This is a genomic window from Bradyrhizobium sp. HKCCYLS3070, assembly GCF_051167575.1.
Classification (GTDB): domain Bacteria; phylum Pseudomonadota; class Alphaproteobacteria; order Rhizobiales; family Xanthobacteraceae; genus Bradyrhizobium.
Genome location: NZ_JBNPTI010000018.1, coordinates 18,765 through 41,515, shown reverse-complemented (window position 1 = coordinate 41,515; position 22,751 = coordinate 18,765). Strand labels below are relative to the sequence as shown.

Annotated in this window: 24 protein-coding genes, 1 tRNA gene and 1 pseudogene; 14 read left to right on the top strand and 12 right to left on the bottom strand. The window is 65.2% G+C overall.

Annotated elements, in window-relative coordinates; genetic code table 11:
- Window positions 1-20 precede the first annotated feature (20 nt).
- Window positions 21-1,145 (bottom strand): FAD-dependent oxidoreductase, encoded by a 1,125-nt coding sequence (locus ACQR03_RS31235; protein ID WP_434842285.1) that lies wholly within the window; start codon window positions 1,143-1,145, stop codon window positions 21-23.
- An 82-nt stretch (window positions 1,146-1,227) separates the two neighbouring features.
- Here ACQR03_RS31235 and ACQR03_RS31230 point away from each other — a divergent pair, with 82 nt between their 5' ends.
- Window positions 1,228-1,899 (top strand): TetR/AcrR family transcriptional regulator, encoded by a 672-nt coding sequence (locus tag ACQR03_RS31230; protein ID WP_434842256.1) that lies wholly within the window; start codon window positions 1,228-1,230, stop codon window positions 1,897-1,899.
- 179 nt (window positions 1,900-2,078) lie between these two features.
- Here the strand turns inward: ACQR03_RS31230 and ACQR03_RS31225 are convergent, their stop codons facing one another.
- Window positions 2,079-2,573, bottom strand: a complete 495-nt coding sequence (locus ACQR03_RS31225) for a ferritin-like domain-containing protein (RefSeq protein WP_315776574.1) — start codon at window positions 2,571-2,573, stop codon at window positions 2,079-2,081.
- A gap of 204 nt (window positions 2,574-2,777) precedes the next feature.
- On the opposite strand from ACQR03_RS31225, the gene ACQR03_RS31220 reads away from it, so the two are divergent.
- Entirely contained in the window at window positions 2,778-4,634 is a 1,857-nt protein-coding gene (locus ACQR03_RS31220; protein ID WP_434842257.1) for an alkaline phosphatase family protein, read from the top strand.
- A gap of 329 nt (window positions 4,635-4,963) precedes the next feature.
- Here the strand turns inward: ACQR03_RS31220 and ACQR03_RS31215 are convergent, their stop codons facing one another.
- Both ACQR03_RS31215 and ACQR03_RS31210 read right to left on the bottom strand, forming a co-directional pair.
- Complete coding sequence (locus tag ACQR03_RS31215) at window positions 4,964-5,692, bottom strand: hypothetical protein (RefSeq protein WP_315827866.1); 729 nt, start codon at window positions 5,690-5,692, stop codon at window positions 4,964-4,966.
- Window positions 5,693-5,888: 196 nt separating this feature from the next.
- Entirely contained in the window at window positions 5,889-6,458 is a 570-nt protein-coding gene (locus tag ACQR03_RS31210) for a hypothetical protein (RefSeq protein ID WP_315717695.1), read from the bottom strand.
- 365 nt (window positions 6,459-6,823) lie between these two features.
- On the opposite strand from ACQR03_RS31210, the gene ACQR03_RS31205 reads away from it, so the two are divergent.
- Window positions 6,824-7,483: a peroxiredoxin gene (locus tag ACQR03_RS31205; RefSeq protein WP_315717694.1), complete on the top strand. Its 660-nt coding sequence runs from the start codon at window positions 6,824-6,826 to the stop codon at window positions 7,481-7,483.
- Between the two features lie 18 nt (window positions 7,484-7,501).
- Here ACQR03_RS31205 and ACQR03_RS31200 read toward each other — a convergent pair whose 3' ends face one another.
- From ACQR03_RS31200 to ACQR03_RS31180, 5 genes are all read right to left on the bottom strand, one after another.
- The gene (locus tag ACQR03_RS31200) at window positions 7,502-7,852 is read right to left on the bottom strand and encodes a type II toxin-antitoxin system RelE/ParE family toxin (protein ID WP_315799207.1); all 351 of its coding nucleotides are present in this window, start codon (window positions 7,850-7,852) and stop codon (window positions 7,502-7,504) included.
- A 29-nt stretch (window positions 7,853-7,881) separates the two neighbouring features.
- The gene (locus ACQR03_RS31195; protein ID WP_316203028.1) at window positions 7,882-8,166 is read right to left on the bottom strand and encodes a type II toxin-antitoxin system ParD family antitoxin; all 285 of its coding nucleotides are present in this window, start codon (window positions 8,164-8,166) and stop codon (window positions 7,882-7,884) included.
- Between the two features lie 83 nt (window positions 8,167-8,249).
- Window positions 8,250-8,651 (bottom strand): DUF2177 family protein, encoded by a 402-nt coding sequence (locus ACQR03_RS31190; RefSeq protein ID WP_315754333.1) that lies wholly within the window; start codon window positions 8,649-8,651, stop codon window positions 8,250-8,252.
- A gap of 72 nt (window positions 8,652-8,723) precedes the next feature.
- On the bottom strand, window positions 8,724-10,691 hold the full coding sequence (locus ACQR03_RS31185) for a DEAD/DEAH box helicase (RefSeq protein ID WP_316203029.1): 1,968 nt from the start codon (window positions 10,689-10,691) through the stop codon (window positions 8,724-8,726).
- A 180-nt stretch (window positions 10,692-10,871) separates the two neighbouring features.
- A complete protein-coding gene (locus ACQR03_RS31180) occupies window positions 10,872-11,378 on the bottom strand; it encodes a Spy/CpxP family protein refolding chaperone (RefSeq protein WP_316175958.1) in 507 nt (168 codons plus the stop codon).
- Between ACQR03_RS31180 and ACQR03_RS31175 the strand changes: the two genes are divergently transcribed.
- Together ACQR03_RS31175 and ACQR03_RS31170 are read left to right on the top strand one after the other, a co-directional pair.
- The gene (locus ACQR03_RS31175; RefSeq protein WP_316203030.1) at window positions 11,377-12,000 is read left to right on the top strand and encodes a hypothetical protein; all 624 of its coding nucleotides are present in this window, start codon (window positions 11,377-11,379) and stop codon (window positions 11,998-12,000) included. The genes ACQR03_RS31180 and ACQR03_RS31175 overlap by 2 nt on opposite strands.
- 542 nt (window positions 12,001-12,542) lie before the next feature.
- A pseudogene (locus tag ACQR03_RS31170) lies at window positions 12,543-12,692 on the top strand (C4-dicarboxylate ABC transporter permease); the annotation flags it as partial.
- A 9-nt stretch (window positions 12,693-12,701) separates the two neighbouring features.
- On the opposite strand, the gene ACQR03_RS31165 reads toward ACQR03_RS31170, so the two are convergent.
- A complete protein-coding gene (locus ACQR03_RS31165; RefSeq protein ID WP_315717688.1) occupies window positions 12,702-14,405 on the bottom strand; it encodes a methyl-accepting chemotaxis protein in 1,704 nt (567 codons plus the stop codon).
- A gap of 126 nt (window positions 14,406-14,531) precedes the next feature.
- On the opposite strand from ACQR03_RS31165, the gene ACQR03_RS31160 reads away from it, so the two are divergent.
- Together ACQR03_RS31160 and ACQR03_RS31155 are read left to right on the top strand one after the other, a co-directional pair.
- On the top strand, window positions 14,532-15,977 hold the full coding sequence (locus ACQR03_RS31160) for a cryptochrome/photolyase family protein (protein ID WP_316203031.1): 1,446 nt from the start codon (window positions 14,532-14,534) through the stop codon (window positions 15,975-15,977).
- A 72-nt stretch (window positions 15,978-16,049) separates the two neighbouring features.
- The gene (locus ACQR03_RS31155) at window positions 16,050-16,343 is read left to right on the top strand and encodes a histone (protein ID WP_315737661.1); all 294 of its coding nucleotides are present in this window, start codon (window positions 16,050-16,052) and stop codon (window positions 16,341-16,343) included.
- A 249-nt stretch (window positions 16,344-16,592) separates the two neighbouring features.
- Here the strand turns inward: ACQR03_RS31155 and ACQR03_RS31150 are convergent, their stop codons facing one another.
- Complete coding sequence (locus ACQR03_RS31150; RefSeq protein WP_316165043.1) at window positions 16,593-17,036, bottom strand: hypothetical protein; 444 nt, start codon at window positions 17,034-17,036, stop codon at window positions 16,593-16,595.
- 221 nt (window positions 17,037-17,257) lie between these two features.
- Between ACQR03_RS31150 and ACQR03_RS31145 the strand changes: the two genes are divergently transcribed.
- From ACQR03_RS31145 to ACQR03_RS31115, 7 genes are all read left to right on the top strand, one after another.
- Complete coding sequence (locus tag ACQR03_RS31145; RefSeq protein ID WP_315717684.1) at window positions 17,258-17,518, top strand: hypothetical protein; 261 nt, start codon at window positions 17,258-17,260, stop codon at window positions 17,516-17,518.
- 116 nt (window positions 17,519-17,634) lie between these two features.
- Window positions 17,635-17,711, top strand: a tRNA-Arg gene (locus tag ACQR03_RS31140).
- Between the two features lie 277 nt (window positions 17,712-17,988).
- Window positions 17,989-19,218, top strand: coding sequence for a tyrosine-type recombinase/integrase (locus ACQR03_RS31135; protein WP_434842258.1), 1,230 nt, complete (start codon window positions 17,989-17,991; stop codon window positions 19,216-19,218).
- Window positions 19,215-19,991 carry a hypothetical protein gene (locus ACQR03_RS31130; RefSeq protein ID WP_434842259.1) on the top strand — a complete coding sequence of 259 codons (777 nt, stop codon included), beginning with the start codon at window positions 19,215-19,217 and terminating at the stop codon, window positions 19,989-19,991. The genes ACQR03_RS31135 and ACQR03_RS31130 overlap by 4 nt, the downstream gene beginning before the upstream one ends.
- A gap of 244 nt (window positions 19,992-20,235) precedes the next feature.
- A complete protein-coding gene (locus ACQR03_RS31125) occupies window positions 20,236-20,799 on the top strand; it encodes a thermonuclease family protein (protein WP_434842260.1) in 564 nt (187 codons plus the stop codon).
- Window positions 20,800-20,881: 82 nt separating this feature from the next.
- Window positions 20,882-21,619, top strand: coding sequence for a class I SAM-dependent methyltransferase (locus ACQR03_RS31120; RefSeq protein ID WP_434842261.1), 738 nt, complete (start codon window positions 20,882-20,884; stop codon window positions 21,617-21,619).
- Window positions 21,620-21,707: 88 nt separating this feature from the next.
- Entirely contained in the window at window positions 21,708-22,268 is a 561-nt protein-coding gene (locus tag ACQR03_RS31115; RefSeq protein WP_434842262.1) for a hypothetical protein, read from the top strand.
- 45 nt (window positions 22,269-22,313) lie between these two features.
- Here ACQR03_RS31115 and ACQR03_RS31110 read toward each other — a convergent pair whose 3' ends face one another.
- Window positions 22,314-22,679, bottom strand: a complete 366-nt coding sequence (locus ACQR03_RS31110; protein ID WP_316178345.1) for a hypothetical protein — start codon at window positions 22,677-22,679, stop codon at window positions 22,314-22,316.
- Between the last annotated feature and the right edge of the window lie 72 nt (window positions 22,680-22,751).

The following is a 22,751-nucleotide window of genomic DNA, read 5'->3' as shown; positions in this document are numbered from 1 at the left end:
ATGAGTGTGGGAGCCCGCCCCTACCGCTCCAGGGCTCCGTTGAAGAAGTCGACGAGCCCGAATGGCGCGCTGTCGCCGAGGCAGAGTTCGAGGATCATGTGCGCGCCCGCGGCCGCCGACTCGCTGCGCGGGAATAACGCCTCTTCGTAGACGGTGAGTGCCGCTTCGATGTCGCCGGCGTGGGCGGCAATCGCCTCGCCGAGCTCGGCGCCGTCGAACATCGCCAGGTTCGCGCCTTCGCCCGCCGGCGGCGCCAGGTGCGCGGCATCACCGAGAAGTGTCACTCCGGGCACACGGTCCCATCGATGGTCGTTCGGAAGCGTGTGGATCATACGCGGGACCGGCGGGGTTTCGCCGTCGGTGATTAGCGCGGTGAGCGCGGGCGCCCATCCGTCGAACTCGGCCGCAATTCGCGCCGTCGCGGCGGCAGCGTCCATGAAGTCGATGCCGGCGATCCACTCGGCGGAGCGGTTCAGCGCGACGTAGGCGTGAAGAACCTGTCCTGCCTCACGGTGCGCGCAGATCCCCTGTCCCGGAGCGAGCGCGAACAATGCGCCGCCGCCGACCGCCTCGGCCGCTGCGGTGTGCCGCTGGTCGGCGTCATGCAGGTAGGTCTCAATGAACGTCGTGCCGACATATTCCGGCTTGGCGGCCGACAACAGCGGCCGAACCTTCGACCAGGCGCCGTCGGCGCCGACCAGGAGGCTCGTGACCACGCTCGACCCGTCCGCGAATCTCAGTTCATGCCTGTGGTCGCCGAGGGGCACGGCGCCGGTCAGCTTCTTGCCCCACCGGATCGTCTCATCTGGAAGGGAATCGAGAAGAAGCCGCCGCAGATCGCCGCGCAACACCTCGGGGCGTCGACCGTCATCGGCCTGTGCGAGCAGCACCGTGCCATGCGGGTCGAGCACGCGCGAAGCCGCGCCGCCGTCATGGATGATCGCACGGAACGCGTCGATGAGGCCGGCGTCTGCGAGGGCACGTTGCCCGTCGTGCTCGTGAATATCGAGCTGGCCGCCTTGCGTCCGAGCTTCCGCGGACGGCTCCGCCTCATAGATCGTCGCCGGGACGCCGTGGACATGGAGGACGCGTGCGAGCGTGAGGCCACCGAGGCCCGCACCGACGATCGTGACGGGTGTCGTCATCATCTGCCTTTCAATCGGCATGGAACACCGTTCCATAAAAAGTGGATTGGAACAACGTTCCAATCATGTCAAGATGATGGTCATGGCGACCAGATCAATACGGACGGAACGGCGCGCGGACGCGCTCTCGAAGGAGAAGATCGTCGAGGCGGCGATCGAGATCCTGGACGCCGGCGGCGAAAGCGCTCTGACCTTCCGCGCGCTCGCGGCTCGGCTGGCAACCGGGAGCGGGGCGATCTACTGGCACGTCGCCAACAAGAGCGACTTGCTCGCAGCGGCCACCGATGACGTCATTGCCCGCGTCACGACCGGTGTCGGCGGCGATGCCGAGCCGCGACAGGCAATCCGTGCCGTTGCGCTCGGGGTGTTCGATGCGATCGACGCCCACCCGTGGGTCGGCGCCCAGCTTTTCCGTGAACCGTGGCGGTCCGCGATGCTGCAGATCGTGGAAAGCGTCGGCGGACGGCTCCAGACGCTCGGTGTCCCCGAAAGAGCCCTGTTCGATGCCGCGTCTGCGCTGGTGAACTACATCCTCGGCGTGGCCGGGCAGAACGCCGCGAACGCCCGCCTGCTGCCGCGCGAGACGGACCGCGCGGCGTTCCTCGGATCGGTCGCCGCGCAATGGGCGCAGCTCGATTCCGCCAAGTACCCGTTCGCCCATCGCGTGGCGACGGACCTGCGCGAGCACGACGACCGCGAGCAGTTTCTTGCCGGCATCGACCTCATCCTGGCCGGGATCGGAACCATCCGATAGGCAGCGACCGACTTGCAGCCCTGTCGTCAGAACGCAGGGAAAGACGCAAACCGGCGGGAGAAGATCGAGGTCGGCACCTTGGCAGGCTCCAACCAGCCACCAACGGTGCGACTCGTGACGACGCCGCCGGCGCTGGTGGCACGCTGGCGGCGGCGTTGGGGTCACGATCGACCTGACGATCAGGCCGCAGCTTCGTAGTTGACCGCGGTCTCAGCGATCTTGGTCAGCGTCTCGTCGGTCTTCCGCTCTTCATTCAGCGTCTGGTCGAGCAGCTTGGCGGCTTTCGGCAGGTTGAGCTTGAGGGCCCAGGCCTTCAGGGTGCCATAGCGCGACATCTCGTAGTGCTCGACCGCCTGCGCTGCAGCAAGAAGGCCGGCGTCGAGCGCCTGGGTCCCCTTGTACTCGTCCATGATCTCCTTGCCCTCGTCGATGATGCCCTCGATCGCATCGCACTTCTTGCCGCGGGCGGGCTTGCCGATCAGCTCGAAAATCTGCTCGAGCCGCTCGATCTGGCCTTCGGTCTCCTCCTGGTGCTTCTCGAACGCCGCCGCCAGCTTCTCCGACTGCGCCGCCTTGGCCATTTTCGGCAGCGTCTTCAGGATCTGCTTCTCGGCGTAGTAGATGTCCTTGAGGGTATCGAGGAAGAGCTCGTTGAGGTCTTTGTCGGCAGGCATGGTGTGCTCCTGTTGATTGTGAGCCGACAACCAGAAAGCCATACCCTAGTTCCTGCCACCGACGAGCCCGCCGCAAGAAAATCCTGCCCGGAGCGCTGTCGGCGGCCTCCGAGCCTCTTGTAACAAAACTGTCACCCGGCAAAACTAAAGCTCTTCCCTGCGGCGAGACGCCGCGATTCCGCCGATTGCCTTCAGGAGTTTTCAATGCGCCGCCCGCTCGTGCTGCTGTGCGCCGGACTGACCTTGCTGTCGTCCGGAGCCGCATTTGCGCAGAACGCCACCCCCCATAATCTCATCCTGTTCATTCCCGACGGCCTGCGTGCGCTCAAGGTGACGCCGGAGACCGCCCCGGCCATGGCCGCCGTCCGCGACAAGGGCGTCAACTTCAAGAATTCGCACTCGCTGTTTCCGACCTTCACGATGGCCAACGGCTCGGCCATGGCGACCGGCCATTATCTCGGCGACACCGGCACATTCTCGAACACGATCTTCACGGGCTACACCTCGGCGCCGGCCGGCGATACCGTCGTGCCCTTCATCGAGAACGACGCCGTGCTCGGCGACATCGACGAGCATTTCAACGGCGACTACCTCAACGAGGACACGATCCTGAAGCTTGCCCGCAAGGCCGGTTATTCGACCGCCGCGATCGGCAAGCTCGGCCCGACCTATCTGTTCGACCACACCGGCTGCCCTTGCAAGCCCGGCGCGACCTCCTCGATCGTGATCGACGACTCCACCGGCAACAAGAATGGCGTGCCGGTGACCGACGAGGTCAAGGACGCCATGACCAAGGCCGGCCTGCCGCTGGCGACGCCGTCGCGCGGCGACAACGGAAAGGCGGGCGACGCCAAGACGCCGGGCACGACCTCGGCCAACGTCGCGCAGCAGGCCTACATGGTCGACGTCGCCACCAAGGCGGTACTGCCGATGTTCAAGGCCCGCAACAAGCCGTTCGTTCTGGTGTTCTGGTCGCGCGACCCGGACGGCAGCCAGCACAATCACGGCGACAGCCTCAACACCATCACGCCGGGCATCAATGGCCCGACCTCGATGGCCGGCATCAGGAATGCCGACGACAATCTGGCGGCGCTGCGCAAGGCGCTCGACGATCTCGGGCTCGCCGCCTCGACCAACATCATGGTCCAGGCCGACCACGGCTTCTCGACCATCTCCAAGGAGAGCAAGACCTCGCCATCGGCCAAGGTCGGCTACGACGACACGCCGAAGGATTTCCTGCCGATGGGCTTCCTGGCGATCGACCTCGCCAAGGCGCTCGACCTGCCGCTGTTCGATCCCAACGACAAGAACGCGGCGGTGCCCGACGGCAAGCACCCGAAGGCCGGCAACGGCGTGCTCGGCAAGGATCCTGCCAAGCCCGACCTCGTCGTCGCCACGAATGGCGGCTCCGACCTGATCTATCTGCCCAACAACGACAGGAAGCTCGCCCGCCGCACCGTCAAGGCGCTGCTGGCGCAGGACTACGTCTCCGGCATCTTCGTCGACGACAAGCTCGGCGAGATTCCCGGCACGCTGCCGCTGTCGCGGATCAACCTGCAGGGCAAGGCGGTGACGCCGCACCCGGCGATCGTGGTCAATTTCCGCTCCTACGTCGCGCCGGACTGCGACCAGCCGTCCAACTGCCAGGTCGAGGTCGCCGACACCGTGCTGCGCCAGGGCCAGGGCATGCATGGCTCGTTCGGCCGCGGCGACACCTACAACTTCATGGCGGCCATCGGACCCGACTTCAAGGCCGGCTTCGTCGATCCCCTGCCCGTCAGCAATGCCGATGTCGGCATCACCGCGGCGAAGCTGCTCGACCTCAAGGTCGCGCCGAAGGGCAAGCTGATCGGCCGCATCATGACCGAGGCGATGCCGAACGGCACAACGCCCAAGGCGACGTCGGACGTCATCAAGTCGGACCCGGCCGCCGGCGGCCTGCGGACCGTGCTGAAGCTGCAGCGCGTCGGCACCCAGCGCTATTTCGGCGTCGCCGGCTTCCCCGGCCGCACCGTGGGCCTGGACGAGGAAGCGCCGAAGCAGAAGGCGGCGGCGAAGTAGTCAGGCGTTGCGACGCCCGTCCAAGACCAAAAGACTTAGTGCCCCGTGAAAGCGGGGCATTCTTGTTTGCTAGGTCAAAGGCTCCTTCCGCCTTGCAAATTCGCATTGGCACTAGACGACCGTTTCCAAAGTCCTGGCCATATTGATATGGACGTGCAGACCCCCGCTGTCATCGTCCGCGAAGGCGGACGATCCAGTACGCCGTGACGTCTCGGTTCAATATCTTCTGCCGCGGACTACTGGATGCTCCGCCTTCGCGGAGCATGACAGCCGTGGAGACGGCGAGAGCTCAACCCAGCAACCACCGTCGGTTCTAAGGAAACACTCGTCTAGCCAGACGCACGGACAGCTATCGTGGTCCGCATGCGCTGCAGTCTGAGCGCAACGAACGAGAAGCCGATCATCAGTCCCGCTGCGAGCGCGCCGGCCGCAGCAAATAGGAAGTACTCCGGAATCATGAGCATCTCGATTGCATAATCATAGTGCTGGCGACTCGCAGTTGCCGTGATGATGTCCCATTCGCGATGCACGGCCGCGACAAAGCTGCCGAGATAGCCGCCCGCGGCCCCGGTCCAGACAAACGCGATCGTGTTGAGCCGATAGAGCCACGCCAGACAAATGGCGACAGACATGATCGCAATCACGATCGCGATGTAGGGCTGCCATTCGAACCCGGATGTCCACTCGAGCATGAGGTATGTCGCCAGGGCAGCAGCAGCGAGCGACAGCAACATTAGCACCACCGAGTGCAAACTCCGCAAACGATCGATGAGACCTCGATCGTTCGAGGTCTGTAAGCCCCAGCGCGCCAGAATAAGCCTCACCTGTGCGGCGCAAATCCCTCCTAAGATTTCCAGCACAAGATCGCCAGAGAACGCGAAGTCCCGCGCGACCGCGAACCAGGCTCCCTTGAGATTCCACAACAGCCATAGTTGGAACAGGATCGGCGCGAACGCGCTCAGGAGCACCCGCGGAACGTAACGCCTGTTCCAGATGTAGGGCAGCGCACATACGAAGCCAAAAAGCCAAGCTTCGAGGCTTCGGATCACGATCTCCACGATATCCCCCGATCTGCGCAATCACGGCAGGTGCACCGGCGCCAGCGGAGTATTTCAATGCCACCGGTCCGCCTCGTCAAGCAGCGGGTCTGCGCCTACAGGAGCCGACGCACGCCACGCATACGCCGAAAAGAAAAGAGCGCGATGATGTCATCGCGCTCCTCGAACTCGGTCTCGTGGATGAGGCGTGCTGCGCTTACATCCCGATGTCGATCATCGACGGCAGTTGCGCCAGCGGCAGCACGGTGACGCCGACGAGCGTCGCGACCATGGCTCTCAGGACGCGGTTGCCCTGGCGCTTGCCGCGCATCTGCTTGGCGACCCATTCCAGCACGTCGGTGCGGACGCCGCGCGCATTGGCCGGCGCCCAGCTCGCGATGTCGGTCTCGGCGGCCAGCGCGACGCTGCGCGGCGGCACCGGCAGGCCGGATGCGGAGGCGGTGTGATGCGCAATCGCCTTGGCGAGCAGGTCCTCGAACCGGCCGTTATCGTTGCGTTCGGTCGCGGCCTGGTCGATCGCGAACAGGGCCTCGGCTTCGGCACGGCTCACCGGGGCATCGTTCACCGCAGCGGCGGTGAGGATGCGCACGCACCAGGCGACGTCGTCGGCATCGAGCACCCGGGAGAAATGCACGCGTCCCGCGGTGGTCGGACCCTCACCGGTGATCACGCCGTCGCGCACGATGCCGAGCGCGAAAGCCGCGGTCTCACAGGAGGACGGTTCGAGACCATCGATGCCGATGGTTTTTGGTGCAGAGGTAGCCATGTTCTCTTCTCAGTTGCTGTGTTGACCCACCTTGTCGGCGCGCGTCTGAACGAGTGGTTAACGGTTCGAAACGCTGCTGTGGGTTTTTGTATCGGTTGCCGATTTGCCGCAGTGACCTCGATCACGGTTCAATGCCGAGGGCCGTCAGGGGGCGGCGTGTTGCGACCGCCAGATGGCGAAATCTGGGCAACCGGTCGTCTCACGGATGTTTCGTCGCAGCCCGGGAACTCAAAAGAAGTTGTTGGCTCCGTGAGTTCCAGAGAAATCTTTTTCTCTTTCTCGTGAGACAGTTCCCTTGAGGAGCAGTATTTCCTATAGTGTTTAGAAGAATTTATTTCCGCCACTGCAATGAATTGAGGACTGCCATGGCTCTCCAGATCGGCTCCACTGCCCCGGACTTCGAGGCGCAAACCACCGAAGGCAAGATCAAATTCCACGACTGGATCGGCGACAGCTGGGCCCTCTTGTTCTCGCATCCGAAGGATTTCACCCCGGTCTGCACCACCGAGCTCGGCGCGCTGGCGCGGCTGAAACCGGAGTTCGACAAGCGCGGCGTCAAGCTGATGGGCCTGTCGGTCGACCCGGTGGAGAACCACGCCAAGTGGTCCGAGGACATTCGCGAGACGCAGGGTGCCGCGCCGAACTACCCGATGATCGGCGACACCGACTACAACGTCTCCAAGCTCTACGACATGCTGCCGGCGGCGATCTCCGGGGATCCGTCCAAGCGCAGCGCGGCCGACAACCAGACCGTCCGCAACGTCTTCATCATCGGGCCCGACAAGAAGATCAAGCTGATCCTGGTCTACCCGATGACCACTGGGCGCAACTTCCAGGAAATTCTCCGCGTCATCGACTCGCTGCAGCTCACCTCCAAGCACCGCGTTGCCACCCCCGCCGACTGGAAGCAGGGTGAGGACGTCATCATCGCCGGCTCGGTGTCCGACGACGAGGCCAAGACGATCTATCCGAATGGCTGGAAGGCGCCGAAGCCGTATCTGCGTGTGGTGCCGCAGCCGAAGTGAGTGCTCGAGCGGCCAAGTTCATTCGCCCTTCTCGGATGGGAAGGGCGAATGCCGCCGCAGGTCCATACGGTCATGCAGGATGCGGCCGATCTCGATGATCCCACGGCCACCCACGCGGTAGAGCAGCAGATGGCGCCCAGCGCGGCCGTGTCGTGCGACATGAAGTGTGCGAACGCCGTGCATGATCTCATCTCGAGCCCTGGATCCCGCAACATCGGGACCATACGCTAGTTCTCCGATCGCGCGCAGCAGCGTGTCCCGGTACACTTCGGCCTGACGGCGACCGAAGTTCTCTACCGTCCATTTCAGGATATTCGCGAAGTCGAGCTCTGCGACGGCACTGAGACGAACTCTCCACGTCTCCTCCATCGTCAGATGCTCCCGTGCGGGCGCGGCGATCAATCGGCGCGGCTGATAAGCCTGTCCGAGAGGCCGTTGAGATAGGCTTCAAGCTCGTCCATGCTGGTGAACTCCTTGAACTCGCCGCGATCGAGCGCAGAAAAACCGGCCTGCGCGGCCTCACGCAGGCCGTTCAGCCGTGCAGCATCTTCGGCCTCGCGCTGCTCGATCAAACGCAGCCCATCGCGCAGCACCTCAGTCGCGTTCTGGTACCGGCCGGACTCCACCAGACCTTGGATGATCTTTTCCTGATCGTCCGTCAGAACGACGTTTCGTACCGCCATCGCAAGGCCCATCGCGTGAGTTATAGGCTCACTATGCCACGGGCGACGGCTCCTGTCGCCAGCCTTCCAGGCCCAGGAACGTGCTAGCCCCGTGGCGTCGCCCAGTCCGCGATCAGCAGCCCGAGCGTCGCCGACACCGCAGTGACGAACACGCCCCAGCCGATGTCGACCGCCACGACCGCCCAGGTCCACTGCTTGAGCATCGCCAGCGACGTCAGCTCGAAGGTCGCGTAGCAGAACAGCCCGAACAGTGCGCCGTAGAGCAAGGTCGAGCGCCACGTCGCATCGGCCGTCCCGCTGACGAAGATCAACACCCCCACGACATAGAGCAGATAGAACAGCACCGCCGGCACGGGGCGGATCTCGCCCAGCATCTCGCCGACCTGCGACTGGAAGAAGCCCCTGGCGACGATGCTCAGGAACGGGATGTCGAAGCCGAGCAGCACGGCCAGTGTCGCGAAATACAGAACGGCGTACCGGCTCATGCGCGGCTCCTCCCTGGTGGTTCACCTGCCGATGACGCGGAGCGACGGCAGCCCCCGCCCGGGCCGGGCCGATCAGCCGCGGCGCTTGGCCTTGGCCTTCTTTCCACCCGGCGCCTTCGCCCGCGAGGGTCTGTCTGAATACGTCTGTCCGCCGTGGCTGGACTTGTCGCGATGCTGCTTTTTGTTCGCGAACGCCAGCTGTTGGCCAGGTTTCGCCGGCCCCTCGCGATGCGGCTTGCCACGCGGCTTGGCGTCCCTGCCCCCGCGCGGCTCATCGCGCTGCAACGGATGGTAGGCCGTCTCGTCCGCCTCGCGCCGCGGCGGCCGCTTGTCGGCGCGCGGCTTGTCCGGCGACGCCTGCCCCGAGGGCACGCCCGCCAGCGGCTCGATCCGGATATTGTCCTCCTTGTCGGGACGGCGGATGTTCGCAGTGAAAGCATCGGCGACGCGCGCGGCGATCTCGAACTCGGTCGTCGTGTCCTGGATCTTGATGGCGCCGATGTCGTGCTTGTCGATGCCGCCGCGGCGGCAGATCATCGGCAGCAGCCAGCGCGCTTCCGCATTCTTCCTGCGCCCGATCGCCGCCCGGAACCAGACGCTCGGCTCGCCCATGCCGTGGCGCGCCGACGGCTTTCCTGTCTTCGTTCGGGGCGACGGCGGCCGCTCCTCGCCGCGCGCCGGCCTGGCGGTGTCGCGACCGCGATCCTCCCGCGCACGGCCGCGATCCTGGCCCGGATCCAGAATGTCCTCGGGCGACGGCAGCCGCGCGCGATAGAGCCGCGCCAATGCGGCGGCGATGTCCTCGGCCGACCGCTCCGCCAGCAGCGCCTGCGCGAGCGCCAGATCCTCCGCCGTCGTCTCCTCGGTGAACACCTGGTCGTGGAGCATGCGCTCCTGATCGAGCTTGCGGATCTCATCAGCCTGCGGCGCCGCGCCCCACGCGGCCTCGATGCCGGCGAGGTTCAGCAGCGTTTCCGCCCGCCGCCGCCGCGCCGGCGGCACCAGCAGCACGCTGACGCCCTTGCGGCCGGCGCGGCCGGTGCGGCCCGAGCGATGCTGCATCACCTCGGGATCGTTCGGCAGCTCGGCATGGACCACGAGGTCGAGCTTGGCGAGATCGATGCCGCGTGCTGCGACGTCGGTTGCCACGCACACCCGCGCGCGCCCGTCGCGCAGCGACTGCAGCGCCGTGGTCCGCTCGTTCTGGGTCAGCTCACCCGACAGCGCGACGACGGAAAAGCCGCGTTCCAGCAACGCCGCCTGCAGATGGCGCACCTTCTCGCGGGTGTTGCAGAATACGATCGCGCTCGGCGACTCGTAGAAGCGCAGCACGTTGACGACCGCGTGCTCGACATCGTCGGCGGCGATGCGGATGGCGCGGTACTCGATGTCGGCATGCCCGCCTTCGTCGCCCTCGACCTCGATCCGGAACGCGTCGTCCTGATACTGCTTCGCCAGCGCCACGATGCCGCGCGGGAAGGTCGCCGAGAACAGCAGGGTCCGGCGCGTTTCCGGCGTGGTCTCGAGAATGAACTCGAGGTCCTCGCGAAAGCCGAGATTGAGCATCTCGTCGGCCTCGTCGAGGACCACGGCCTTCAATTCCGAGATGTCGAGACGCCCGCGCCGGAGATGGTCGCACAGCCGCCCGGGCGTGCCGACCACGATATGGGCGCCCGCCTCGAGCTCGCGCTGCTCGCGGCGCGGATCCATGCCGCCGACGCAGGAGACGACGCGCGCGCCGGCGTGCTGATAGAGCCATGCGAGCTCGCGCTGCACCTGCAAGGCAAGCTCGCGCGTCGGCGCCACGATCAGCGCCAGCGGCGCGGTCGCCCGCGCAAACCGCTCGGCCTCGCCGAGCAGGTTCTTCGCAAGCGCCAGCCCATAGGCCACGGTCTTGCCCGAGCCGGTCTGCGCCGAAACCAACAGGTCACGGTCGACGGCGTCATGTGCAAGCACGGCGAGCTGTACGGGCGTCGGAGTCTCATAATTGCGCTCGGCCAGGGCGCGGGCGAGCGGCGGATTCGTCGTGGGAAAGGACAAGTGACGGGAAACCTCGTTTCGATCCGGCTGCTTTACGCCATGCCGCGCCGGAACACGAGGGCCGTGAACGGTCAAATGCCGTCCTGCTCAGTGCGCCCAGCCCGCCCGGACGACACCGATGGTCGACGGCCGCGCGGCCGGGAAGGCGAGACGCGCGGCCACTGCCGCGCCAGGTCTCGGCTACTCGTCGCTCCACGGCCAATGCCAGTGATGCCAGCCCCAGTTACGCGGACCGCTGGCGTCCATGGCCGCCTTCTGCTTGTCATCGAGCGAGTCGTACAGCGCCTGAAACGCCGGGCGGACGATCTTGATCGCCTGCTGCATCGTGTCGAGGCGCTGCTCCGCCAGTGCGAGGCGGTCGGTCGCCTTGACCGGCGGCGTCGCCGGGCAGTCCTTCGTGATCAGCTCCGCGGCCTTGGCCGATGCCGCCTTGAGATCATCGAGCCGCGCCCGCTGCGTGTCGTTCGGCTTGATGGCGGCCTCGATCTGCGACATCCGCCATTCGGCAAATCCGGCCATGCGGGGATTGCACAGGAAGCCGAAGCCCCGACCGCCCATCATCCCCGGCCCCATCATCATGCCGGGGCCCCACCCTGGTCCGCCCGCGCCCGGCTGGGCAACGCCCGGTGCGGCGGTGACGGTCACGATTGCGGCCGCGAAGACCAGCGCGCGTGGATCTAATCGCATGGCAGAACTCCTTGACGTGGCACCGATGAGTTTGCGCAAACTAAGCGCGCGGCGAGCTTTCGTGCTTGAGCAAGATCAACGGATCACTGCAGAGCCATGGCGAATTGAGGAGATGACAACGATACGCAGCTATCGCTGGATATGGACATCGGCGGTCGCATCGGGCTGCGGGACGCTGGCGCATATCGGCCTGATGGAGCTCAAGAGCCGGCTTCACCTGTTGCCGCAGTTCGATCCCGCCACGGCGCTTCTCGACACGCTCTCGCCCCTGTTCGCCGGAGCGATGCATGATGGGGCGCCGCTGTGGTTGCTCTCGCAGCTCAACGGAGCCTTCCTGATCGGCCTGCTGTTCGGGCGCTTCTTCCACCGCCTGCCCGGCGGCAGCGGTGTCGCCAAAGGCTTCCTGCTCGGGCTCGCCGGCTGGTTGCTGCTCGGAATCGGGTTGTTTCCCGCCATCGGCCTTGGACCGTTCGCAACGTCGCTCGGCCTGGGCGCCGGCCCGGCGCTGTTTTCGCTGGCGATGGTCGAGGCGTATAGCGTCGTGCTGGGCGCCGTGTATGCGGCCCTGCAGAGACCGGATCAGAAGATCGAGCCTGGCCGCGGAGACAGCAATCACACCTGACCGCCGCCGGGAGGTCGTCCGGCCAATTTCGAAAAGGCCGAATTTTTCTCTTTCGTTTTCTCGTAAATCGTGTATGATCCGCGTCGTCCTGCCCCATGCAGAGGGACGTACGCGTCGTCACGAACGTCGGTGCGGGATGCGGTGGCCGCGAACCATGCCGGACGCGCGTTTCGCGCAGACGACCGGCATGATCGCGGACGTGAAGTCGCAGCGTCCTGACACCCCGAAGCTGGTGTCACGTTCGCGACGGCGCTAGCGCGCCGCGCGGATCATGGTGGCCAACACGCCCGGCGCACCAGGGAGACTGCGTATAAGCGTGAAGACATCGCGCAGGGAATGCCGGTTGATCGGCTTTGCCTGTGGTACCTGCCGCCTGCATTTTTTTCGCAGGCGGGCCATGGGTGAGGCCTTCACCCGGCATTCCCTGCGCCCTCTCGTTTTGCAGAGGGTAAACAGGCCGCAGAACTCGGGCTGCTCATGCCGCGGGAATGCGAGGTCATGTCTTGAGACGCTTGCGCAGATCTCTGTTGTCGTCCCGGGCACTGTTCGTGATCCAGGGCCTGACGGAGGACGGTCTCGGCTACATCGCGCGCGTGACCGCCCCCTACCTCCTCATCATGATCGGCTTCGTGCTTCTGCTCACGCTGTTTCCGGGCATCGTGACCATCCTGCCACGATTGCTCTACGGGTGAGCAGCCGTGTCAGGCCGCGCGCATGCCGTCGAGGAACTTCTGCACCTCGGCCTTCAGCCGCAGGCTCTCGCCGGACAGCGCCTGGGCCGAGGCGAACATCCGGTTGGAGCTTTCGCCGGTCTCGCCTGCCCCGCGCGCCGCGCTGCGGATGTTCTCGACGACCTCTGCGGTGCCGGTTGCGGCCGAGCGGACGCTCTGGGTGATGTTCTGCGTAGCGGCGCGCTGCTGTTCGACGGCGGCGGAGATCGAGGCGGCGATCCCGTTGATGCGCTCGATGGTCGAGCCGATTGCCTTGATGGCGTCGACCGATTCCTGGGTCACGGTCTGCATGTTGGCGATCTGGCTGGAGATCTCCTCCGTCGCCTTGGCGGTCTGGCCGGCCAGGGTCTTGACCTCCTGAGCGACCACCGCGAAGCCGCGGCCGGCATCGCCAGCACGGGCGGCCTCGATGGTGGCGTTGAGCGCCAGCAGGTTGGTCTGCTCGGCGATCGAGGTGATCAGCTTGACGACGTCGCCGATGCGGTTGCCGGCGTCGGACAGCTCCTTGATGCGCTGGTCGGTCGCGGTCGCCTGGTTGACCGCCTCGGCGGCGATGGCGTTGGACTCCTGCACGCGGCGGATGATCTCGGCGATCGAGCCGGACAGCTCGTCCGAGGCAGCAGCCGCAGTGCGGACGTGCTCGGATGCGGTCTCCGACGCGCCGGCCGAGTGGCCGGACAGGTCGGCGGTGGTCCGCGCCGTCTGGGTGAGCTGGCGCGCCTCGCGCTCGAACTCGCCCGACGAGGTCAAGACGTTCTCGATGATGCCGCCGATGCTGGCCTGGAACGAATCGACGAAACGCTGCAGCTCGGCCTTGCGCTGCTCGACAGCCGCTGCGGCCGCAGCGGTCTGCTCCTCGCGCATTCGGCGCCGCTCGCTCGCGGCACTGCGGAACACGACAAGGCTGCGGGCGATTTCACCGATCTCGTCGCTGCGGTCATCGGACTTGATCGCAACGTCCTCGCGGCCCTCGGCGATGGCGGTGAGCGCGTCGGTCACCGCGGCGAGAGGCTTGGTGACGCGGCGAACCGCCAGCATGGTCAAGCCAAGCACCAGCAGCGCGGCGATCGCAGCGGCGACGACCATGGTCCGCATCGCCTGCGACAGCATGGCGTCGAGCTCGGCCATGGGCACGCCGACATAGAGAATGCCGATCACCTTTCCAGCCGGATTGGTGACAGGAAAATAAGCGGTCATGAACGACTTGCCGAACAGCGTCGCGGGGCCCTTGTAGGCCTCGCCGCGCCGCAGCAGCGCCTGCGCCGGATGATCCGCGGCAAGCTGGGTGCCCACGGCGCGGTCGCCATTCTCCTTCTTCACATTGGTCGAGCGGCGGACGAACTGGCCGCTGTCATCAACCACGAACAGCGTGGCGCTGCCGCCGACATAGGACACCGCGCGATCGACGATCGCGTGATCCTTGATCTCGGGAATCGCCGGAATCTCGATGCGCGTAACGACGCCGTTCTGCACGCTGACTTTCGCGTCGCCGAACGTTTCGGTGAACGTCAGCGCGAAGGTGCGCAGATTGCCTTCGATGTCGCGTTTGGCACGATCCGTGAAATCGGAGGACAGCGACCAGTACGCCGCGCCGACCACGAGAGCTGTGTTCAGGGCGATCACGACAACGGCGCCGATCAGCGCCTTGGTGCCGAGCTTCAATTTGACGGACACGAGATAAACCTTCCAGGGGAACTGCAACTGAATCTCAAACTGCCCGTAGTTGGTTTCAAAGCGGTTATTTTCCGGAGCGTAGAATACCGGAACTCTCGATAAAGACGGCAATAAGATACCCCGATCATGTCCTCCTCCCCCATCATCGTATGGTTTCGCGAGAGCCTGCGGCTGTCTGACCACCCCGCGTTGCATGAAGCAGCGAAGTCGGGCACTCGGATCGTTTGTAGTTACGTCCACGATCAGGAAAGCCCTGGGTTGCGTCCGCTCGGCGGCGCGGCGCGCTGGTGGCTCGCGCAATCGTTGCGTGCACTCCAGGCCGAACTACATGCGCTCGGCGCCGAGCTCGTGATCCGGCGCGGCTCCGCGGCCAAGGTGCTCGGCGAGCTGGCGCGCCAAACCAGGGCCAGCGCGGTGTATTGGAACGATGTCGCGCAGGCCGGCCCCCGCGCCGTGGCTGCCGGCGTCGAAGCAGCACTCGCCGAGATCGGCGTCTCTTCACGCGTGTTTCCCGATGACCTTCTGGTCGATCCGGCCGAGTTGCGCGGCAAGGATGGGCGCGGCCCGCGCGTGTTCACACCGTTCTGGAAGCGTGTGCTCACTCTGGGTGATCCGCCGAAGCCGCTGCCGCGGCCGGCCCGGCTGTCGCACGCCCCCGGCGGCGCAAGCTTGCCGATCGGTGAGCTCGCGCTCGAGCCGCGCAAGCCCGACTGGGCCGGCGGCCTGCGGGCGTCATGGCAAGCCGGCGAGCGCGCGGCACAGGCGCGCCTCGCCAGCTTTCTCGAAACGGCCGTGCAGACCTATGCCGCCGATCGCGACCGGCCCGACATCGAGGCGACCTCCCGCCTGTCGCCGCATCTGCGCTTCGGCGAGATCAGCCCGCGCCAGGTCTGGCATGCGGCGCGATTTGCCGCCGCCGCGCGTCCAGCTTCCGCCGCCGGCATCGACAAGTTCCTGAGTGAGCTCGGCTGGCGCGAGTTCAGCCGCCACCTGCTCTACAACAATCCCGACCTCGCAACCCGCAATCTGCAGCCGGCCTTCGATGCCTTTCCCTGGGCGCAGGATCATTCAGCGCTGCAGGCCTGGCAGCGCGGGCGAACCGGTTATCCGATCGTCGATGCCGGGATGCGCGAGCTCTGGCATACCGGGAGCATGCACAACCGCGTCCGTATGGTGGTCGCCTCGCTGCTCGTGAAGCACCTTCTGATCGACTGGCGGCTCGGCGAACAGTGGTTCTGGGACACGCTGGTCGACGCCGACCCGGGCAGCAATCCGGCAAGTTGGCAATGGGTTGCGGGATCGGGCGCCGACGCCGCGCCCTACTTCCGCGTCTTCAATCCCGTGCTGCAGGGCGAAAAATTCGATTCTCGCGGGACCTATGTCCGCCGCTGGGTGCCGGAGCTGGCGCGCCTGCCGGCCACGCTGATCCACCAGCCCTGGGCGGCGAAGCCGCTCGAGCTCGCCGAGGCCGGGGTTGAACTCGGCCGCACCTACCCGGCGCCGATCGTGGATCACAAGCCCGGGCGGGAGCGCGCGCTGGCAGCCTACGCGAGCTTGCGCACAAGTGATTAGTTGGGGTGCGCTTTGACAGCACAGAGAATCCAGCTATCGTCGCAGGGTTTCCAACAAATCGGGGGACCCGATATGGACGACACTCCACTCTCTGATCCGACCGTGACCGAGACCAGCATGCCCGCCGAGGCGCCGAAGGATCCGGTGATCACGACGGCACCTAAGGCCCGACGAGCGGCCAAGAAGACCGCGAAAAAGACCTCCAAGAAGGCTGCACCCAAGCGGGCCGCCGCCAAGGCCAAGAAGGTCGCGACCAAGAAGTCCGCCAAGAAGACCGTGAAGAAGGCGGCCAAGAAAGCTGCGAAGAAGACGGCCAAGAAGGCCACCAAGAAAGCGGCCAAGAAGACGAAGAAGGCCAAGCGCTGATTCTGCCTGGCTCGGGACCGAAGGCGACTCGTCACCTTCGCTGATGGTCTTGGCGAAACAATCCAGTGCCCGGTAGTGGGGACGATCTGGCGCTGGATTGTTTCGTTTGTCGCCGTGCGGTTGGGAGCCGGGACCTGGCATCCGCCGCGCGACGCAGCGACCGGCAATGCCGCGCGGACGCCGGGCCGGCTTGCGACCGGATTGCCGGCAGAGGTCTGCTTGGACAGAGATTCAGTGCGGGCGGTGCCGTCACCAGACGTCGGGACAGGGGTCGACGATCTTCCAGAGCTCGATGCCGTTCTTGATCCGCTTCATCTCGGTGGTGAGCCCGCCGTTGCGCCGGATCCAGTCCTTCACCGAATCGGGGTAATAGGACATCAGCTCGGACGTCCCCTCCACGCTGGTGACCTTGATGCCGAACGTGAATGCCTTGTCGTAATAGGCCTGGTGGAAGCCGAGGCTGGCCCTCGGCGTGACGCAGATCCTGTTGAGCGGCACGAAGCCGAAGACGAGCGTGCAGGCGGAATTGCAGATGCCGTCGATGATGACGCGCTGACGCGTTTCCCTGACGTGCCTGTACTTGGCCTTGTACTCTTCGATGTAGCCACCATGGTCACGCGTAATGTGCAAATCCGCACGCGCCGGGCTAGCGGCGACCAGCAGGAGCACGACGCTTGGGATCAGGCGATTCATGGATCGGACGGCAAACCCGGTCTTTTCTGGCGCTGTCGCGACAACGCCTCGGGCCCAATGCACGACGGCACTTGCCGGACCTTGTCATGATCTTCTTAAGCACGCGGAAAAGGCCAAAATTTTGACGGGTTATCGCCTTTTGCGCACCCTTTCCGCCACTTCCGCGTTAGGCTATCAGCCAGACGGCCGGCCTTGACGTCGTTTTCCGGAGAAGAAAAGTCATGAGCAAGCTCGCATCCCTCGCCGCCGCCTTGATCGTGTCAATTGCCGCCCTGGTGCCGGCCACGTCCGAGGCGCGCAGCCATCATCGGCATCATCGCCACCACTACGGGCTGCCCTACGCCATCAGCTTCCTGCACAATTATGGCCCCGGCCCGCTGCCCGGTAGCTTTGCGTTCTATGACGGTCCTTCCACCAACCACTGCTACCAGAGCTCGGCGGCCTATATCGGCCAGGACCGACGCCGGCATCCCTGCTTCTGACGCCATCCATGGACGCCCCGCCAGCTTCGGCGAACGACCGTTCATGTCCTGCGGAGGCTGGCCTTGGCCATCCAAGTCTGGTATCCCGGTGACGCGGGAGATTTGGCCCGCATCGCGCGCTCGTAGCTCAGCTGGATAGAGCATCGGATTTCGATTCCGAGGGTCGGGAGTTCGAATCTCTCCGAGCGCGCCAGGACGTGTCCCGCCAGCTCCCGCAACGTCTCGTCATCACCCGCATTTGATCGAAGAAGACCCGGTAATAAAAGGGTTTTTCGACTTGCTGGATCTCGCCAGGTCTCGCCGTTAGTTGCGCGAGCGCGGCGGCTTTTTTGCCCAACGCTTATCCCAAGGCTACAAGTTTGGATCTCAGGGGGAGCTGCTCGCCATTCGCTGGATGAGCAGCTCACCATCCCTGAACTGCCACAAGATCCAAACTTCCTACCTGCGCATCATCCCAAGAAGGGGCCACCATGGCGCGACTGATCAATGCCCTCAACCCCGGCGAATTGGCCACGTTGCCGGAGGGCGAGCACTGCGATGGCGGCGGCCTCTATCTGTGCGTCACCGGCCACGGCGGCCGGTCCTGGCTCGTGAAGTATCAGTGGGCCGGCAAGACCGCTAAAATGGGCCTCGGCAGCTTCACCGATGTCGGCCTCGCCGCCGCCCGCAAGAAGGCCCAGAAGATCCGCCAGCAGGCCCGCGACGGCATCAATCCGAAGGTCGACCGCGAGCAGGTCTCGGCGACCGCGCGCTCCTCGCCGACCTTCCTGGACTACGCCACCGAGTTCACCAAGACGCACGTCGCCACGCTGAAGAACCCGAAGTCGGTCGAAAAATGGTGGCGCGCCATCAACGTCTACTGCGCCAGTCTCCACAACAAGCAGATGCACGAGATCACGGTCGACGATGTCATCGCCGTGCTCGCGCCGCGCTGGCTCAGCCACCCGCAGGCGATGAAGGATTGCCGCCAGCAGCTGCAGGCCATCTTCGGCGCTGCCATGGTCAAGGGCCACCGCAGCCGCACCGAGATCAACCCGGCGCAATATGAAGACAACCTCAAGCACATCCCGCCGTTCAAGAAGGCCAAGAAGGCCGGGAAGCCGAAGAAGAACCACCCCTCGATGCCATACGCTCAGGTGCCCGCCTTCATGGTCGAGCTGCGCCGGAAGAACACGGTCGCCGCATGGTGCCTCGAAACCCTGATCCTCACCGGCGTGCGCACGACCGAGGCGCTGCAGATGCAGTGGTCGCAGATCGATTTCGCCGAGCGCAAATGGGTGTTGCCGGGCAAGGTGATGAAGAATGATCTGGAGGCCGATATTCCCCTGACCGATACCGTGATCGCGCGGCTGCAAGGGATCAAGGAGCTGGGCCTCGACAGCAAGTATGTGTTCCCCGGCAAGAAGGCCGGCTCCATCATGAGCAACAACACGATGTTGAAACTGCTGCAGCAGGATCTGGGGCGCGACAATGTCACCGTGCACGGCTTCCGCAGCTCCTTCCGATCCTGGGGCCAGGACGAGACCGAGCACAGTCACGAGACACTGGAATTTTGCTTGCATCACATCACTGGCGATGAAGCCGCGAAGGCCTACAAGAACGGCAACATGTGGGCCAAGCGCATGGCGGCCATGAAGCACTGGGAGACATTCTGCAACACCCGGCCGCAGCCGAAAGCTGTTCCAGCCGCCGCAGCGTGAACGCCTATAAGGCCCGGATCAAGATCGCCAAGGCCGCCCAGCTGCCGGCGGTCGTGACACCCGCGCCGGAGCTGGTCATTACTAACCCTAGTAACGAGCACCTCGACCGCTCAGAGCGCGGCCGTGATGGTCTATTTCCCGCCCGCCTCGCCCTCCGCGCCGCCGCCCTCGGCCTCGCCCTGGTCGGCCTGTCCATGAACGCGGTCTACGCCCACAGCCTCGGTAGTTCGGATCTGGCCGGCTGGCTGTTCCTTGCGCTAGGCCTGTGTGCCGATTGTGCCGCCCTGGCGCTCCCCTCGGTGGCGGCCGGGCAATGGCTTTCTGGGAAAGCAATTGCCGCCCTGGCCGGCTGGCTGGTCTGGGCCGTGACGTTCGCCTTCGCCCTGCTCGGCTCGGTCGGCTTCGCGTCGACCAGCATAAGTGACGTCACCCTGGCGCGGTCGAGCCGCGTCACCCCGGCCGTCACCTCCGCGTCATCGGCCCTGGCTGACGCCATGAAGGCGCGGGATCTCGAATGCAAGGGCGGCGTCGCCCGGTTCTGCCGGGAGCGCGAGACCGCCGTCGAGACGGCCCGCGCCGAGCTAGCGGCGGCCATGGGTGCGGTCCAGACCGGCGCCGATCCGCAGGCGGCGGCGGTGACGCACCTCGTCACCTGGGTCTCCGCCGGTCGCGTCACCCCGACCGAGGGTGACGTCAGCATGGTCCGCCTGTTGCTCGTGGCCTTGCTTTCCCAGGTCGCCGGCATTCTTCTGATGGTGAGCCGGCAGTCATAGCTCAAAGGACCATCGCTCAATCCTGACAATGCCGGCGTGCGCGACCTGGTGCACGACCGGCACATCGTGCTTTCCGCCATCAGCGGCAACAGCTCGCCGTTGGCAGCCCGGCCGAGAGTTTACCAACTTCCCTTGCGGCGCGATCGGCGCAATCATGGGCAATCTCCGCTGAGAGCACCAAAATCACATTCGCTGAATGCGCTCCGTCAGTGACCTTCAGACCCCTACTCTCACGGAAGCCGATTTGCGCGACGCATCGCCCTGCAAGAAAATAAATCGCTGGCTCATTGCCGCGCTGTTCTCCTTCGGAGCAGCGGGTGTATCGCAGGCGGCCGATCTGATCGGCCACGCCAGCGTCGTTGATGGCGACACGATCGAGATCCATGGCGAGCGCATCAGGCTATGGGGCATCGACGCACCGGAGAGCGACCAATTGTGTCGCAACGAGGAGAGTGATCTCTACCCGTGCGGTCGGCAGGCAGCGGCGTCGCTGGCCGCGCTGTTCTACGCGATACCCCGTCCGGTCACCTGCTCGCCAAAGGGCAAAGACCAGTACGGGCGCACGGTCGCGGTCTGCCTGCTTGGAGTCCCCGGCCCCGACCTCGGCCAATGGCTCGTCGCCAACGGCCTTGCCCTCGACTGGCCCAAGTACTCGCAGGGCCGATACGAGGACGCACAGCGCGGCGCCGAGAAAGCCGGTCGCGGCATGTGGTCAGGCAGCTTCGTTGAGCCCTGGCGATACCGTGAGTGTATCCGTCATGGCGGCCGACCTGCAGCCTGCTCCGACGATCCAGACCGACGTCCGTGAAGCCGCCATCGTCACCTGCTGATCAAGTACACACTGCACGTGGCGTTGCCAATCTAGGTCGTTTCTGCCAAGCGTGAGCCCCATGAGCCCGAATTACGAGTTTGTGTTTCAACGAGCGCTTTCTTTATCGGAAGTTGAACGCCCCCGCGTTCTTGACTACGGCTGCGGACGCGGCGAGGTGGTCATCCACGGGCGTCAGGCGGGATACGAGTTCTTTGGGGCGGACCTCGACGCACCAGCGTCGGAACGTCCCGAGCACTTCAGAGCGCTCCGCGACGGACGCCTCGACTTCGACGACGGATACTTCGACGTCGTCATCTCCAACCAAGTGTTCGAGCACGTCAGAGACCCGCAGCTTGCGGTGTCCGAGATCGCCCGCGTGCTGAAGCCCGGCGGAACGTTCCTGGCCTTGTTTCCCGACCGCACCTCTTGGTTCGAGGGCCATGTCGGACTGTACTTCGTGCATCACCTGCCCGACGCCATAGCGCATGGCTATATGCGCGCGGCCCATCGCCTCGGCTTCGGCTACTATCGGGACGGCAAGAGCCCGAAGGACTGGGCCGACTTCATGCTCAATCAGCTCAAGACTGACGTTTTCTACTACTCGCCCGAAGACCTGAGCGCATGGTGGCGATCGGCTTTCGGCTCTGCTCCGGTTGCGGCCGAGGCTGACTTCATGCGGTTCCGCCTCGAGTCGGCAGGGCTTAAAGGGCTGTCACGGCTCGCGGCCGTCCCAGCGGCTGCGGACGTCCTGTCGTTCGCCTGCCGCAAGCGGGCCGGCATCGTGTGGGTAACACGCAAGGCTGGCGTCCCGGCTTGATCCGATGGCTGCGGCCTGACGGATTGTATCACGTGAGATTGCGCCTCCCCACCGCTTCCGATTGAATAGCCTGATGAGATCGGGAGGCGTGATCATTCTGCTGGGGCTGACCGCCCTGGCATCATACGCGATCGGGCGGCAGGGTGCGGCCGATGGCAAAGGCGCGGCTCCGCCTGCTCCCGCCGCGCAAGTCGTCGCCTTGGCCAAACCGGTGGCGCCCTTGGCAGCCCTCCCGGACGCAACCGCTAGCCCCTCTCTCGCCAGACCACAGACTGATCGTCGGGCCATTCAGGCCCCGACCAGTCCTGCCCCGCCAGCGAAGCCGGAGAGCGAGCGCGTGCCCGCCTCGACACAGGCGAAGCCCACCCCACCGGACAAGCCGGCCGCATCCGACACGAAGCGCAAGGTTGAAACGGCACTCACTGCCGCCGCCATAGTGGCGATCCTGATCAAGGCCAGCCGAGATCAGTATTACGCCACGGGTCACCCGTGCGCCTGTCCGGACGATCTGATGAGGAACGGCAGGGCCTGCGGCGCGAGAAGCGCGCATTCACGACCGGGCGGCGCGTCGCCCCTGTGCTATCCCGCCGATGTGACGGCCGAGATGATCGAGGCGTATCGGCGTCAAGCGGCGCGGGCAAGTCAGTAGGGGCTGGTTAGTCTTCGGCGAGTAGCCAGCGTTCCCGCTTCACAATCAACCCTGCGGCTTCATCCCGAGACGCTCGCCGCACATGCTGCCGTAGGCCCCGACCACACCGAGCAAGCCGTCACCTGCGTTCGGGTCCTCGGTGTTGAGCTGCTCGATCATGCCGGTCGGCGATGTGACCACGCTGACCTTGCAAGCATAGGTCTTCGCGCTTCTGTCACTCGTTAATGTGGTCTCGGTTGCCAGCTGCCAGACGTGGGACGATTGACCGCTGTTCATCCGGAAACTGCTCGTCGGCGGCCCCCACTTCATCACCAGCGTGTCGACGTTCTTGCCGACGTATTCCTGACCGAGGCGAGCCCGGACCTCCGGCGCCGAAGCTGCACAAGCGCCCAATATGGCACAGATGGCCATTACCCCAAGAAATCGCATTAGATCCCCCTCTGATACCAATGAACCGCAACCACTCCGCTCTGGCAATACCTT

What these genes read in the sequence shown, in the direction of transcription:
- ACQR03_RS31155 (WP_315737661.1), top strand. Translation starts at nt 16,050, where the DNA reads ATGGACGACACTCCACTCTCTGATCCGACCGTGACCGAGACCAGCATG.
- ACQR03_RS31220 (WP_434842257.1), top strand. Translation starts at nt 2,778, where the DNA reads ATGCGCCGCCCGCTCGTGCTGCTGTGCGCCGGACTGACCTTGCTGTCG.
- ACQR03_RS31180 (WP_316175958.1), bottom strand. Translation starts at nt 11,378, where the DNA reads ATGCGATTAGATCCACGCGCGCTGGTCTTCGCGGCCGCAATCGTGACC.
- ACQR03_RS31120 (WP_434842261.1), top strand. Translation starts at nt 20,882, where the DNA reads ATGAGCCCGAATTACGAGTTTGTGTTTCAACGAGCGCTTTCTTTATCG.
- ACQR03_RS31175 (WP_316203030.1), top strand. Translation starts at nt 11,377, where the DNA reads ATGGCAGAACTCCTTGACGTGGCACCGATGAGTTTGCGCAAACTAAGC.
- ACQR03_RS31195 (WP_316203028.1), bottom strand. Translation starts at nt 8,166, where the DNA reads ATGGCGGTACGAAACGTCGTTCTGACGGACGATCAGGAAAAGATCATC.
- ACQR03_RS31200 (WP_315799207.1), bottom strand. Translation starts at nt 7,852, where the DNA reads ATGGAGGAGACGTGGAGAGTTCGTCTCAGTGCCGTCGCAGAGCTCGAC.
- ACQR03_RS31230 (WP_434842256.1), top strand. Translation starts at nt 1,228, where the DNA reads ATGGCGACCAGATCAATACGGACGGAACGGCGCGCGGACGCGCTCTCG.
- ACQR03_RS31205 (WP_315717694.1), top strand. Translation starts at nt 6,824, where the DNA reads ATGGCTCTCCAGATCGGCTCCACTGCCCCGGACTTCGAGGCGCAAACC.
- ACQR03_RS31190 (WP_315754333.1), bottom strand. Translation starts at nt 8,651, where the DNA reads ATGAGCCGGTACGCCGTTCTGTATTTCGCGACACTGGCCGTGCTGCTC.
- ACQR03_RS31235 (WP_434842285.1), bottom strand. Translation starts at nt 1,145, where the DNA reads ATGACGACACCCGTCACGATCGTCGGTGCGGGCCTCGGTGGCCTCACG.
- ACQR03_RS31145 (WP_315717684.1), top strand. Translation starts at nt 17,258, where the DNA reads ATGAGCAAGCTCGCATCCCTCGCCGCCGCCTTGATCGTGTCAATTGCC.
- ACQR03_RS31225 (WP_315776574.1), bottom strand. Translation starts at nt 2,573, where the DNA reads ATGCCTGCCGACAAAGACCTCAACGAGCTCTTCCTCGATACCCTCAAG.
- ACQR03_RS31160 (WP_316203031.1), top strand. Translation starts at nt 14,532, where the DNA reads ATGTCCTCCTCCCCCATCATCGTATGGTTTCGCGAGAGCCTGCGGCTG.
- ACQR03_RS31210 (WP_315717695.1), bottom strand. Translation starts at nt 6,458, where the DNA reads ATGGCTACCTCTGCACCAAAAACCATCGGCATCGATGGTCTCGAACCG.
- ACQR03_RS31150 (WP_316165043.1), bottom strand. Translation starts at nt 17,036, where the DNA reads ATGAATCGCCTGATCCCAAGCGTCGTGCTCCTGCTGGTCGCCGCTAGC.
- ACQR03_RS31110 (WP_316178345.1), bottom strand. Translation starts at nt 22,679, where the DNA reads ATGGCCATCTGTGCCATATTGGGCGCTTGTGCAGCTTCGGCGCCGGAG.
- ACQR03_RS31135 (WP_434842258.1), top strand. Translation starts at nt 17,989, where the DNA reads ATGGCGCGACTGATCAATGCCCTCAACCCCGGCGAATTGGCCACGTTG.